General features: G+C 69.0%; 11 protein-coding genes. 7 read left to right on the forward strand and 4 right to left on the reverse strand.

Features of this window, described 5'->3' with window-relative positions; genetic code table 11:
• From AORI_RS77600 to AORI_RS77610, 3 genes are read left to right on the forward strand one after another with little or no spacing between them, the layout of a single operon-like run.
• The gene (locus AORI_RS77600; protein WP_016337584.1) at positions 1 to 771 is read left to right on the forward strand and encodes an ABC transporter permease; all 771 of its coding nucleotides are present in this window, start codon (positions 1 to 3) and stop codon (positions 769 to 771) included.
• The gene (locus AORI_RS77605; protein ID WP_016337585.1) at positions 768 to 1,601 is read left to right on the forward strand and encodes an ABC transporter permease; all 834 of its coding nucleotides are present in this window, start codon (positions 768 to 770) and stop codon (positions 1,599 to 1,601) included. Before AORI_RS77600 ends, AORI_RS77605 begins: the two co-directional genes overlap by 4 nt.
• Positions 1,602 to 1,620: 19 nt before the next feature.
• Positions 1,621 to 2,487, forward strand: a complete 867-nt coding sequence (locus AORI_RS77610; protein ID WP_043848416.1) for an ABC transporter ATP-binding protein — start codon at positions 1,621 to 1,623, stop codon at positions 2,485 to 2,487.
• A 198-nt stretch (positions 2,488 to 2,685) separates the two neighbouring features.
• Here AORI_RS77610 and mdlC read toward each other — a convergent pair whose 3' ends face one another.
• The 3 genes from mdlC to AORI_RS77625 form a co-directional block, all read right to left on the reverse strand.
• Positions 2,686 to 4,269, reverse strand: coding sequence for a benzoylformate decarboxylase (mdlC, locus tag AORI_RS77615; protein WP_043848417.1), 1,584 nt, complete (start codon positions 4,267 to 4,269; stop codon positions 2,686 to 2,688).
• Between the two features lie 345 nt (positions 4,270 to 4,614).
• Positions 4,615 to 5,292 carry a copper homeostasis protein CutC gene (locus tag AORI_RS77620; protein ID WP_016337588.1) on the reverse strand — a complete coding sequence of 226 codons (678 nt, stop codon included), beginning with the start codon at positions 5,290 to 5,292 and terminating at the stop codon, positions 4,615 to 4,617.
• A 16-nt stretch (positions 5,293 to 5,308) separates the two neighbouring features.
• Complete coding sequence (locus AORI_RS77625) at positions 5,309 to 7,984, reverse strand: sensor histidine kinase (protein WP_016337589.1); 2,676 nt, start codon at positions 7,982 to 7,984, stop codon at positions 5,309 to 5,311.
• Positions 7,985 to 8,175: 191 nt separating this feature from the next.
• Between AORI_RS77625 and AORI_RS77630 the strand changes: the two genes are divergently transcribed.
• Positions 8,176 to 9,135: an ABC transporter substrate-binding protein gene (locus AORI_RS77630; protein WP_016337590.1), complete on the forward strand. Its 960-nt coding sequence runs from the start codon at positions 8,176 to 8,178 to the stop codon at positions 9,133 to 9,135.
• Here AORI_RS77630 and AORI_RS77635 read toward each other — a convergent pair.
• Positions 9,132 to 9,767: an LppU/SCO3897 family protein gene (locus tag AORI_RS77635; protein WP_016337591.1), complete on the reverse strand. Its 636-nt coding sequence runs from the start codon at positions 9,765 to 9,767 to the stop codon at positions 9,132 to 9,134. The two genes, AORI_RS77630 and AORI_RS77635, sit on opposite strands and share 4 nt — an antisense overlap.
• A gap of 86 nt (positions 9,768 to 9,853) precedes the next feature.
• Here AORI_RS77635 and AORI_RS77640 point away from each other — a divergent pair, with 86 nt between their 5' ends.
• The 3 genes from AORI_RS77640 (at position 9,854) to AORI_RS77650 (ending at position 13,562) form a co-directional block, all read left to right on the forward strand.
• Complete coding sequence (locus AORI_RS77640; protein WP_016337592.1) at positions 9,854 to 11,500, forward strand: DNA repair helicase XPB; 1,647 nt, start codon at positions 9,854 to 9,856, stop codon at positions 11,498 to 11,500.
• A gap of 438 nt (positions 11,501 to 11,938) precedes the next feature.
• Positions 11,939 to 12,694: a DUF4253 domain-containing protein gene (locus AORI_RS77645; RefSeq protein WP_043849204.1), complete on the forward strand. Its 756-nt coding sequence runs from the start codon at positions 11,939 to 11,941 to the stop codon at positions 12,692 to 12,694.
• Positions 12,695 to 12,746: 52 nt separating this feature from the next.
• The gene (locus AORI_RS77650; protein ID WP_016337594.1) at positions 12,747 to 13,562 is read left to right on the forward strand and encodes a DUF72 domain-containing protein; all 816 of its coding nucleotides are present in this window, start codon (positions 12,747 to 12,749) and stop codon (positions 13,560 to 13,562) included.
• Positions 13,563 to 13,565 lie beyond the last annotated feature (3 nt).

Consider the following 13,565-nt stretch of genomic DNA (forward strand, 5'->3'; position numbering starts at 1 on the left):
GTGTCACGACTTCTCCGTGCCCTTGCCGGTCTGGCCGGTTTCTTCCTCGTGTGGGAAGTGATCGTCCAGGCCGGCCTGGTCCGTAAAGAGTTCCTCCCCCCGCCGTCCGTCGTCCTCGTGACGATCTTCGAACAGTTCGGCGAGACCCAGTTCCTCCGGGACCTGATCGCCACGTTCCTCGCGTGGGCGATCGCCCTGCTGATCGCGGTCGCCATCGCGGTGCCCGCCGGCCTGCTGCTGGGCAGCATCCCCGGCCTGCGCACGGCCACCGCGGTGGTCATCGAGTTCCTGCGGCCGATCCCCGCCGTCGCGCTGATCCCGCTGGTGCTCCTGCTGATCGGCGGCGGCCCCGAGGCGAAGATCACGCTGGCCGTGTACGCCTCGTTGTGGCCCATCATGTTCAACACGATCTACGCGCTCGGCGAGATCGACCCCGTGCTGCTGGAGACGGCGAAGGCCTGCGGTACCAGCAAGTTCCGGACGCTGACGTCGGTGGCGCTGCCGCATACCGCGCCGTTCGTGTTCACCGGGGTGCGGCTGTCCGCCAACATCGCGCTGATCGCGGTGGTCAGTACCGAGTTCCTCGCCGGGGCCAAACTCGGCATCGGCAACTTCATCATGCAGGCCAGCACCGGCTCCACCAGGTTCGACCTCGTGCTCGCCGGCACCGTGGTGGTCGGCGCGCTCGGCTTCCTCATCAACGGCGGGCTCGAGATGATCGGCAGGCGGGCGTTCCGCTGGAGCACGGTCGACCGGGAGGCGGTCTCGTGACGACCCTCACGCTGACCAGCCGCGTCGGCAGGCGCGTCGGCCGGGGTATCGGCATCCTCGTCCGCAACTGGCTGCTCTTCTTCGCCCTGCTCGGGCTCTGGGAGCTCGCGACCCGGCTCGCGGAAAGCCCGTTCTTCCCGCCGCCGAGCGAGATCCTGAACGCCTCGGTGAAACTGTGGTTCACCGGCCCGGCCTCGCAGCTCTTCCTGACCGACACCGTGTTCGACAACGTCCTCCCGAGCCTCGGCCGGACGCTCGGCGGCTGGCTGCTGGCCGGCGCGTTCGGTGTCGCCCTGGGTGTCCTTTTGGGACGGTCCAAGCACGGGATGGACTACGTCGGGCCGCTTTTCGCGTTCTTCCGCTCGGTGCCGCCGCCCGCGCTGATCCCGGTGTTCATCGTCCTTTTCGGACTCGGGCCGGGTATGCAGACCGGGTCGATCATCTTCGGCGCGATCTGGCCGGTGCTGCTCAACACCGTGGACGGCGTCCGGTCGGTGGACCAGGTGAAGATCGACACCGCGAAGTCGTTCCGGACGCCGCGGTCGTACTGGGTGCGCTCGATCGTGCTGCCCGCCGCGGGGCCGAAGATCTTCGCGGGCCTGCGGCTCAGCCTGTCCATTTCCCTGCTGCTGATGGTGATCTCGGAGCTGGTCGGCTCCTACAACGGCATCGGCCGCTCCCTGATGGACGCCCAGCAGGCGTTCGACTTCCCGCTCATGTGGTCGTGGCTGGTCCTGCTCGGACTGCTCGGCTTCGGGTTCAACGCGGCCTTCCTCGCGGTGGAGCAGAGAGTGCTTCGCTGGCAGCCCACCCGCAACGGCCGTATCTAGCTTTCGAAGGGTCAGCAAGATGTCAACCATGCTCGAAGTCTCCGGGCTGAACCACCGGTACGGCGCGGGAGAAAAGGCGCACGTCGCGGTCAACGACCTGTCGTTCACCGTCGAAGCGGGACAGCTCGCGAGCATCGTCGGCCCGTCGGGCTGCGGCAAGTCCACGCTCCTGCGCTGCATCGCCGGGCTGATCAAGCCGACGTCCGGCCGCGTCAGCCTCCACGGCGACGACGTTTCCGGCGTGCCGGAGGATCTGGCCGTCGTGTTCCAGGACTACAGCCGCTCGCTGTTCCCGTGGCTGTCGGTCGCGAAGAACGTCGAGTTCCCGTTGCGGTGGCGCAACTTGAGCCGCGCGGAGCGCCGGACGCGGGCGCAGGAGGCACTGGAGTCGGTCGGCCTGTCCGGGGTCGGCTCGAAGTTCCCGTGGCAGCTCTCGGGCGGCATGCAGCAGCGTGTGTCGATCGCACGGGCGCTGGCCAGCCGTCCCGCGCTGCTGCTGATGGACGAGCCGTTCGCGTCGGTCGACGCGCAGACGCGGTTCGAACTCGAAGACCTGACGCGGCGCGTGCAGCGCGAGAACGGGAGCACGGTCCTCGTCGTCACGCACGACATCGACGAGAGCGTCTACCTGTCGGACCGCGTGCTGGTGCTGTCGAAGTCGCCCGCGAAGATCGTCGCGGACCTGCCGGTGGGGCTGCCCGAGGAGCGGGACCAGATCACCACGCGCGAGTCCGCCGAGTTCGTGACGCTGCGCGGTGAGGTGGCGCGGCTGCTGCACGGTGGTGCCCCGGAGGCTGCCGCCGCCGCTTCGGACGCGGCCGAGTACGAGTTGGCGCAGCGGGAAGCGGCTGCCGACGCCGAGGCCGAGGCGCGCGCCAAGAGCTGACGCTCAAGTACATGAAGGCCCCCTTCACGTACTTCTTGGGTGGCGCTGGCGGCCGAGCAGGCGTTGCGAAAGCCACTTTCGCAACCTTCAACGTTGCGAAAGTGGCTTTCGCAACGCTCCACATTGGATCATGACCACGCCACGCGACGAAGGGCGCTTTCCCCGCATGTGAAGCGGGGAAAGCGCCCTTCAGCTATCTCAGTACAGCGTGCGCGGGTTCGCGTCGATGCGGACGTGCACCAGATGCGGCCGCTCATCCGGCAGCGCGGCCTCCAGCGTCGGCTTGAGGTCTTCGGCCTTCTCGACGACCGACGTGTTCAGCCCCAGGCTCTTCGCCAACGCGGGGAAATCGATGCCGCCGAGGTCGACGCCCGGCACCTTCTCGCCGCCCGCGGCCTCGCCGAGGATGCGCACGGCGGCGTACTGCGAGTTGTCGAAGATCACGAACGTCACCGGCAGGTTGTGCTGCGCCGCCGTCCACAGTGCCTGGACGCAGTACATGCTCGACCCGTCGCCGAGGATCGCGACGACCTTGCGGTCCGGGCGGGCCAGCGCGGCGCCGACGGCGGCCGGGAGACCGTAGCCGAGGGTGCCGCTGGCGACGGTGAGGAAGCCGGTGTCGGTGGACTTGATCGGCAGGTGGTCGTGCAGGTCGTTGCGGTGACTCGGGGTCTCCTCGACGACGATCGCGTCGTCCGGCAGGACTTCGGAGATCACGGAGTAGGCGAAGGCAGGGGTGATCGGCGTGACCGCGGCGGGCTTTTCCAGCCTGGTGCGGGGTTTCGGCGCTTCCCGCGGCGCGGCGCGGTCCAGCAGCGCGCGGATCGCGAGCTTCGGCGTCGCGCGGATGCCGGTGCCTTCCGCCGCCCTGGCGAGGATCTGCTCGTCGTCGCTGACCAGGAACAGCGGCGGCAGCGCGGTTTCCGACTCGCCGCGGTACACGTGGTAGGTGAACGCCGGGGCCCCGATGACGACCACGAGATCGTGGTCGGTCAGCGCGCTCGCGAGCGCTTTCCGTTCCGGCTGAAGGAATCCGAAGAACTGCGGGTGGTCCTCGGGGAAGGAGCAGCGGGCGCCCATCGGCGGCGCCCAGACCCCGGCGCCGACCTTCTCGGCCAGCTCGACGACGTCGGGCACGGCGCCTTCACCGTCGATACCGGGGCCGACCACGATCGCCGGATGCTCGGCGGCGTCCAGCGCCGACACCAGTTCGTCCAAAGCGGACGGATCGGGCGCGAAACCGCGGATCTGCGGCCGGGAGACGATCGGCTTCGTGGTCTCGACGTCCCAGTCGTCCACGGGCACCGAGACGAACACCGGACCCATGGGTGCCTGCGTCGCGATGTGATACGCCCGCGCCAGCGCCGCCGGGACGTCCTCCGCCCTGGCGGGCTCGCAGCTCCACTTCACATACGGCTTGGGGAAGTTCGCCGCCTCGACGGCGCCGAGGAAGGGATCGTCCGGCAGCAACGACCTGGTCTGCTGGCCGGCGAGGATGATCAGCGGGGCGTTGTTGCGGTACGCGGTGAAGATATGTCCTAGCGCGTGCCCGACCCCGCCCGCGGAATGCAAGTTCACCAGCGCCGCGCGCCTGCTCGCGCGGGCGTACCCGTCGGCCATCGCGACGACGGACGCCTCGTGGAGCGCGAGCACGTAGGTGAAGTCGTCGGGCCACTCCGTGAGGAAGGCGATCTCGGTCGTCCCGGGATTGCCGAAAACGGTGGTCAGGCCCAGATCGCGCAGCAGTTCCCTGGTCGCGTCACGTACGGTGCGGGTAGCCATGGCCACACGCTATCTCGTCGGTACCCGATAGTTGAAGATGCAACCTCGTATCACCGTATGTGGTCTGGACCTGACCCGGTGCGTCCGTCCGGCACCCCCGCATTTCGTCCTCTGAATGCGGTAGTCGCACGCGCAAGGAACCCGGTGCGTACGGCCTGCTCCTTGATGCGATGCGGTGAAGCAAGCCGGCCGGCGAAAGTCCGTGAAGGCCTCCTTGCCTACCTTGAGGGTAGGGAAGGAGGCCTTCACGGCATGCGGAAGCGGTGCGGGGCAGAGCCGCACCCCTGGGAAGCCCCGCATTTCGTCCTCTGAACGCGGTAGTCGCACGCGCGAGGAATGCCCGGCCTACTCCTTGACCAGCGCCGCCCATTCCCGCACGGCGGCGACGTCCACATCGGACTCCCAGCCACCCGGCCGGACCGCGCTGCCGACGTGGAACGCGCCGACGCCGCCCGCCCGCAGCAGGTGCACCTGCTGCGCCCGCAGGCCACCGCCGACGAGCAGCCGCGGCCCGTCCTCGCGCCGGGCGAGCCGCTGCAGGACCGAAAGCCCGTGCGCCACCCCATGCGGATGCCCGGCCGCGAGCACCGTGTCGCAGCCGAGCGCGGTCAGCTGGTCGTAGGCGCGCAACGGATCCCGCGCGCGGTCGATGGCGCGGTGGAAGGTCCACGGCAGCCCGTCGAGTTCCTTGACCAGCGTCTCGCAGGCGTCCACGTCGACTTCGCTTTCCAGGTCGAGGAAACCGAAGACGAACTCGCGCGCGCCCGCGTCGATCAGGCGCCCGGCGTCCGCGCGCAGCCCGTCGAGGTCGCCGGCGGCGAAGGACATGTTGTCGCGCAGCATCACCCGAACCGGGAGATCGGTGGCGGCGAGTACGTCGCGCAGCGTCCCGACCGACGGCGTGAGACCGTCGCTGGCCATGTCACTGACCAGTTCGAGGCGATCGGCCCCGCCCTCCTGTGCGCGCTCCGCGTCCACCGCGGTCAGCGCGATCACTTCCAGCAGGCCGGTTTTCGGGCTCATGGACCTTCCAATTCGCTCAAGCCGAGGGGTTGTCGTCACCCCTGGCGTGGCGACCGCGCCGGAAACCGCCTTGCAGGCTGGTCATCCGTTCGCGGACCGCTTCGGGGGAAAGTGAGAGTATCGGCCTCTCCCCCCGCGGTTTCTCCGGCCTGTCGTCCTGCGACCGGGCCTCGGGAACGACGGCGGGGAGCACCGGCCAGGTCTCCTCCGCCCCGTCCTCCTGCTCCAGCTCGGCGGGCGTCGGCCAAGCGGGCTCGGGCTCCGGCGCCTTTTCCTTCGGTTCCAGCGGCTTCAGCGTCGGCTCGGTCGGCTCGTCCGGATCCTGCGCGGGCTCCTCGGGCACGGCGTTCTTCACCGGTTCGAATGACGGCAGCGAGGGCGGGCCGGGCTCGGCGGGCGAAGGTCCTTCGCGCGGGCCTCCGTGGTCGAACCACTGCGAAAGCACGCTCTGGTACTTGGGCATCCGCTCGGTCGGCGAGTCCAGTTCGAGATGGTTGACGGCGTCGTCGTCCGAAGACGGCCACTCCGGCTGGGTCTCGCGTTCGACGACCGGGGCGCGCCGCAGCGGACCGGGGTCCAGCACGGGCGCGAACCGCGATTCGTCCGCACTCTCCTCGGGTTCGGGCAGCGGCGGGACTTCCAGCGGCGGTTCGGGTTCCGGCTCCGGCACGACGACGGTGACGGGCGGGGGTTCCGGCAGCGGGGCCGGCCGCGGCGCTTCGACGATGAGCTCGGCGGGCACGACGACCACCGCGGTGATCCCGCCGCCGTCGGCGGACCGCAGGCGGACGTCGATGTGGTGCCGGACGGCCAGCGTCGCGACCACGAACAGGCCCATCCGCCGGGAGACCTCGACGTCGACCTCCGGCGGGTTCGCCAGCCGCGTGTTGGTCCGGTCGATCTCCGCCTGCGGCATGCCGGCGCCGTGGTCGGTGATCTCGATCTGCCATTCGCCGCGGTCGGTCTCGTGCCCCTCGACCTGCACCATCGTGCTCTGATCCGAATAGCGGGTCGCGTTCTCCAGCAGCTCGGACACCACGTGCACGAGGTCGTTGACGGCTTCACCGCGCACCGCGATCCGCGGCGCCGCGCCGAGTTCGATCCGCTGGTAGTGCTCCACTTCCGACAGCGCGGCGCCGATGATCTCGTCGGCGACCACGGCGCCGCCGTCTTCGCGGACGACATCGGTTCCGGAGAGCACCAACAGGTTCTCGCTGTTGCGGCGCATCCGGGTGGCGAGGTGGTCGAGCTCGAAGAGACCGGCGAGGGTGTCGGGATCCTGTTCGTCGGCCTCCATACGGTCCAATACGGACAGCTGCCGCTCGACGAGATCCTGGCTCCGCTGCGACAGGTTCACGAACATCGCGTTGATGTTCTCCCGCAGCATGGCCTGTTCGCCCGCGAGCCGGACGGCCTCGCCGTGCACCGCGTCGAACGCGCGCGCCACCTGGCCGAGCTCCTCGCGGCTGAACACCGGGACCGGCGCGACGGCCAGCCGCCGCCGCAGGTTCTCCGGCTGCGGTTCGGGATCGCTGAGCAGACCTTCCACGGCCGCCGGGAGCTGGTGCTCGGCGACCTGGAGCGCGCTGCGGCGCAGGATCCGCAACGGCCGCAGCAGCGACCGCGCGATGATCACCGAAAGCACACCGGCGACGAGCAGCACGGCGAGCACGATGCCGCCGTCCCAGATCGCGGACGTCCTCGCGCGCGCCGCGAGGGCGTCGGTGCGTTCCTGGAGCTGGACGAGCAGCGCCTGCTGCACCTGATGGGCCAGATTGACCGTGTACGTGGCCGAGGTGTCCCACTGGTTCGGGTCCAGCCCGGCGAGCCCCTGGTCGTTCTCGGCGCGGATGAGCGCCGATTCCACCATGTCGTTGCCGATGTCGACGATCAGGCCGATGACCGTGTCGTCGTACATGCGCTGCTGTTCTGGCGTCGCGAAGGTGCGGTAGTCGCTGCGGGCGGCGGCGAGTTCGGCCTCCGCGCCGAGCAGCGCGCGGGTCCGGTCCCGGTTGAGCCCGCCCTGCGCGAGCGCGGCGGCCATGATCGCGCGTTTGACCGACATCTGGTCCTTGACCCGCGCGAGCGCGTTGCCCGCGAGACGGAGCTTCCCGAGATCCGGGTCGGAGACGTCGGCCGCGGTGGCGTCGCTGATGTCGAGCAGGCCGGAGATCAGCTCGCTGTAGGACCGCAGCACCGCGTCGGCGGGAAAAGCGGAGTGTTCCGCGGAAAAGCGGAGCCCGGTCAGCACGCGCAGGCGGTCGCTGGTCTGCTGCAGGCTCGTCGCCGCCTTGTCGCCGAGCCTGCTTTTACTCTCGCCGAGTGTGCGGTCGAACGTGCCGATGGCTTCGTCGGCACGTTTGCGCTGTTCGGTCAATTCGGAAAGATCGCCCTTGCGATCACCCGCGACGAACCGGACGGTGAGGTCGCGTTCGCGCTGAAGCTGGTGCACCGCTTCGGCGACGGTGCTGTCGACCCGGCCGCGGGTGGCGAATTCGGCCAGCTGCCGCGCGTCCCGCAGATCCGAGTCGACCCGAAGCCCGACGAGGGCGACCACCGCGAGCGCGGGAATCAGGAGTACCACGAAGAGTTTGGTACGCAGGTGCCAGTTCCGCAGCCGCCAGCGGCCGCCGACACGGGGATGCCGTTCCGCCGCGTCGCCCCCACGGGGACGCTTGTCGCGACGGGCCACCTGGTTTCCTTTTCCCACCACGGGACCCTTTCCCATGGCTGACATCGGGGACGAGAGCCCGAACCTACTGTAGAGTAACAAGGTTCGAGAACGATCGAAAGCCGCGCCATCCGGCGTCTCCCGCAGGCGATCGTATGGGGCACGGACCATACGATCCAGAAGGAGGAGCACATTCTCTCGGTAGGTGAGCGGTGACGAAGATGCGTGTCTTGGCGATTCCGCTGGTAGCGGCGCTGCTGGCGACCGCCGGTTGCGGAGTGTTTTCCGGTGGTGACGCAAGTACCGACGCGCCACTCGAACGGACGGAACTCCGCATCGGCGTCGGAAGCCCCATCGACACGGCACCGTTGCGGGTCGCCGTCGCGGACGGGAAATTCACCGCGGCCGGCCTTTCCGTGACCCTCGTCGAGGTTCCCGCCGACCAGGCGATCGGCAAGCTCTCCGCCGGCGAGGTCGACCTGGCGTTCGCCAGTGACGTGTCGATCTTCCGCGCGGCCGCGGCCGGGACGGCGCTGCAGTTGCAGGGCGAGGCCTACACCGCCGGCCGCAACACCATGGCGCTCGTCACACTTCCCGGCTCCGACTACACCGAACCGACGCTCAAGAAGTCACCGAAGATCGCGGTGAACATGCTCGACGACGTCGGCGTGCTCGCGGCCCGGTCCGTACTGGCGACCGCGGGCGTCGACGTGAACCGGATCCAGTTCAAGCAGAACCCGTTCGACCGGATGCCGCAGGCGTTGCAGGCGGGTGAAGCCGACGCCGCGTGGATGGTCGAGCCGTACATCACCAGGGCCGAGAAGGAGCTCGGGGCGAGCATCCTCGCCGACGGCGCCCGCGGCGCGACCCTGGACTTCCCGATGTCGTCCTACGTTTCGATGGGCGCCTTCGGCCAGGCCAACGCCCGCACGCTCGCGGTGTTCCGGAAGGTGCTCGGCGAAGCGCAGGTGCGCGCGGCCGATCCCGCCGTCGTCCGCGACGCGCTGCCGTCGTTCTCCGACATCGACCGGACGACCGCATCGCTGATCTCGCTCGGAACGTACCCGGTCTCCCTCAACGGCATCCGGCTGCAGCGCGTCGCCGACCTGATGCACAACTCGGGCATGCTCGGCGCCCGGCTCGACGTGCAGTCGATGGTGGCGCGGCCCTAAATGTTCTCGCCGGTCGGCCTGAGGCAAACGGTGCGCTCGGGCGGCCCGGAGTAGTGCAGGGCGGTGTCTTCCGACGAACAGGCGGTCTCCGACGATCCCCGCGTGACGACCGCCCGCGCCTCCGCGCTGATGTCGGTGCAGCGGACCTTCGCGATCCGCGTCTCGTGCACGACGTCACGCAGGCAATCCCCGGTCTCGACGTTCAGCGCGAGACAGAGCGTCTTCTTGGCCGTCCGGCTGGACGAACTCCCGTACAGCTCGAACTGGATGTAGTCCGCGTCGCGGCATTCGGACGAGCCCGTCCTCACCTCGTCGACGCGGAAGGTCGCGCGGTTCGAACTGCAACTGGCCGTCGTGTAGCTCTGGTTGCCGCCCGCCTCGTCGGTCAGGTACAGGCATTTGCCCGCCTCGACCGTGCCGAAACTGCCCGACCGCGAGATCCCCCAGGCGGCCAGGCTCCCCAGGCCCAGCGCGAGGACCACACCCAGCACGATCGAGACCCTGGCCAGCACGCTCAGCGGCGCCGGTTTCGGGAAGGGCGTCGGCGGTGTCGCCTCGGGCATCGGCGGCAGGGGCGCGGGCGCGTTGAACGGGTCGTACTCGGGCGTCCCGCCGGTCGGTGTAGTCGTCAAGGGTCCCCTCCAGTCACCTTGCGTACATCCTTCCACCAGCGGTGCCGCGACGGGAGCCGGTGTGGCCGGAACGTATAAAGGAGGATGTGACCGATGGCCCGCTGATCGTCCAATCCGACAAGACCGTGCTCCTCGAGGTCGACAACAGCCAGGCCGACGACGCGCGGATCGCCATCGCGCCGTTCGCCGAACTGGAACGCGCGCCCGAGCACGTCCACACCTACCGGATCACGCCGCTCGCGTTGTGGAACGCCCGCGCGGCCGGCCACGACGCCGAACAGGTCGTCGACGCGCTGACCACGTACTCGCGGTTCCCCGTGCCGCAGCCGCTGCTCATCGACATCGTGGACACGATGGGCCGGTTCGGGCGGTTGCAGATCGCGAACCACCCGGCGCACGGCCTGGTCATGTCGACCATCGACCGCGCGGTGCTGGAGGAGATCCTCCGCCACAAGAAGATCAGCCCGATGCTGGGCGCGCGTATCGACGAGGACACCGTCGTCGTGCACCCGTCCGAACGCGGACGGCTCAAGCAGGCGCTCCTGAAGGTCGGCTGGCCCGCGGAAGACCTCGCCGGTTACGTCGACGGCGAAGCACACCCGATCGACCTGGCCGAAGACGACTGGGAGCTGCGCGACTACCAGCGCAAGGCCGCCGAGGCGTTCTGGGCGGGCGGATCCGGCGTCGTCGTGCTGCCGTGCGGCGCGGGCAAGACACTGGTCGGCGCCGCGGCCATGGCGCACGCGAAGGCGACCACGCTGATCCTGGTGACGAACACCGTCGCCGGTCGGCAGTGGAAGCGGGAGCTGGTCGCGCGGACTTCGCTGACCGAGGAGGAGATCGGCGAATACTCCGGTGAGAAGAAGGAGATCCGGCCGGTCACCATCGCGACGTATCAGGTGGTCACGCGCAAGACCAAGGGCGAGTACAAGCATCTGGACCTGTTCGATTCGCGGGACTGGGGCCTCGTGGTCTACGACGAGGTCCACCTGCTGCCCGCGCCGGTCTTCCGGATGACCGCGGACCTGCAGTCGCGGCGGCGGCTCGGGCTCACCGCGACCCTCGTGCGCGAAGACGGGCGCGAGGGCGACGTGTTCTCCCTCATCGGCCCGAAGCGGTACGACGTCCCCTGGCGTGACATCGAGGCGCAGGGCTGGATCGCCCCGGCCGAGTGCACCGAGGTCCGCGTGACGCTGACCGACGCCGAGAGGCTCGCGTACGCGACGGCCGAGGCCGAGGAGCGGTACAAGCTGGCGGCGACCGCGGACACCAAGACCAAGGTGATCAAATCGCTGGTCGACCGGCATCCAGGCGAGCCGACGCTGGTCATCGGCGCCTATCTCGACCAGCTGGAGATGATCGGCGACGAACTCGACGCGCCGGTGATCCAGGGCGCGACGCGGAACAAGGAACGCGAGGAACTGTTCGACGCCTTCCGGCGCGGCGAGATCAGGACACTGGTCGTTTCGAAGGTCGCGAACTTCTCGATCGACCTGCCGGAGGCGTCGGTCGCGATCCAGATCTCCGGGACGTTCGGCTCGCGGCAGGAGGAGGCGCAGCGGCTCGGGCGGCTGTTGCGGCCCAAGGGCGACGGACGGCAGGCGCATTTCTACTCGGTCGTCTCGCGGGACACCGTCGACACGGAGTACGCGGCGCACCGGCAACGGTTCCTGGCGGAACAGGGGTACGCGTACCGGATCGTGGACGCGGACGACCTGCTGCGCCCGATGTAGGGCTCCGCTGGGGTGGTCGTGAGTGGCGTTTCGGGTTCTAACCCGAAACGCCACTCACGACCACCTGTACCGCTCCCTGCTGTCCGTGAAGGCCTCCTTTGAGACGTTCAACGTCCCGAAGGAGGCCTTCACGGCATCCGACCACCCGCCGGCCTGCGGCAAGAGAGCAAGGGACCTTTGCTACCACCTTGCGACTCCGCCCCGGCCACAAAGTCCGTGAAGGCCTCCTTCCCTACCTTGAAAGTAGGGAAGGAGGCCTTCACGGCATTTCGGCACCCAGCACCGCAAGTCCACTGTGGACAACCCCTGGTGCACGTGTGACTCCAGCGACGCCTGAGGCGACCGCCACCGCATCCCGCAAACGGGGTATCGAAAATTGTCGGTGCTTCGAACTAGTGTTCGGTAGAGTTGACCGAACACCAGTTCGAGGGGAAGCCGATGACGATCGCACCGTTCCGTCCGGGTACACCGCCAGTCCAGACCCTGCCGCCCGGCCGGTGGCACGGCCGGATCTGGGTTTCCGACCTGCCATTGGCCAGGCCGGAGCGCTACACCGGCTGCGTCGCCGAGTTCGACCGGTCCGGGCTGTGGCCGGTGCTGATCCCGCACGACCAGCGTTTCGCGGCCAACGGCGAGGACTGGATCGACGACCGCGGCAGGCTCGCCCCCGCCGACCACCGGATCGACTCGGTGGATCCGGCCGAGGTGCTGGCCCGCTGGTGGGACACGTCGTGCTGCGACGGCGCCTGCCTGCGCCCATTCGGCGCGAAGTTCCCCGGGCTCGCCCACCGTCCGTCGCGCCGGGCGGATCCGCTGGCCGAGGCGGGTAACACCGGGTCGATCCTGGCCGCGCGCGGGCAGCATCGGCTGGCCCTGGTGCAGACGGAGCGGCCCGCCGACATCCCCGCGATCCTCGGCTGGACCGGCATGATCAAGGCGACCGATCAGGTCCACGAGTTGTCCGCCGTCCTGCGCAGCTGGGAAGACCGCTTCGGCGCGACGCTCACGGTGCTGGGCTTCGATTCGATGGAGCTGTCGGTGGCCGCGCCGCCGCGGACCCAGGGGCGGGCGCTCACAGTCGCCGCCGAGCACCGCTCGTTCTGCCTGCCATCGTTCGCCGGTCAGCCGGGCAATCTGCGCGAGTTCGCGTCCACCCTGGTGCAGACCCGCCGGTGGCGGTTTTCGTGGGCGTGAGCGGGCGTTTATCGCGAGAAGAGAGGGGGAATCAGGCCGGCACGGGAAGGCGGTGATCGAAGTCGCGGAGCTGAGGATCGGCACTTCGGGCTGGCGCTACCCACCGTGGCGCGGGGACTTCTATCCCCGCGGCCTGGTGCAGCGGCGCGAGCTGGAATACCTGTCGTCCCGGATGAACTCCGTCGAGATCAACGGCTCGTTCTACTCGCTGCAGCGTCCCGAGCGATACCGCGCGTGGGCCGAAGAGACACCGGACGACTTCGTCTTCGCCGTCAAGGGCGGCCGCTTCATCACGCATCTGAAGCAACTGCGCGACGTCGAAACGCCGCTGGCGAACTTCTTCGCCTCCGGTGTGCTGGCGCTCGGCCGGAAGCTGGGGCCGTTCCTCTGGCAACTGCCGCCGCGGCTGGCGTTCGACGCCGAGCGCGTCGAGACGTTCTTCAAGATGCTGCCGCGCACCAGTCACGCCGCTGCCAAGCTCGCGAAGCGACACGACGACAAGCTGAAGGCCGAACCGCATACCGATCCGAGCCCGCGCCGGAAGCTCCGCCACGCCGTCGAGGTGCGGCATCCGAGCTTCGCCGAGCCCGAAAGCCTGGAACTGTTCCGGAAACACGACATCGCGCTCGTGGTCGCCGACACCGCGGGCAAGTTCCCGTTCATCGACGAGATGACGAGCGAAGACTTCGCGTACGTCCGCCTCCACGGCGACGAGGAGCTGTACGTCAGCGGCTACAGCGACAAGGCACTCGAAAAGTGGGCCCGGAAGATCAAGAGCTGGGGTCGCGACACGTACGTCTACTTCGACAACGACGTCAAGGTCGAGGCGCCGAAGAACGCGATCGCCCTCGCGGAACTCCTGGCTTGACCG

The organism is Amycolatopsis keratiniphila, assembly GCF_000400635.2.
In the GTDB taxonomy this organism is placed as follows: Bacteria; Actinomycetota; Actinomycetes; order Mycobacteriales; family Pseudonocardiaceae; genus Amycolatopsis; species Amycolatopsis keratiniphila.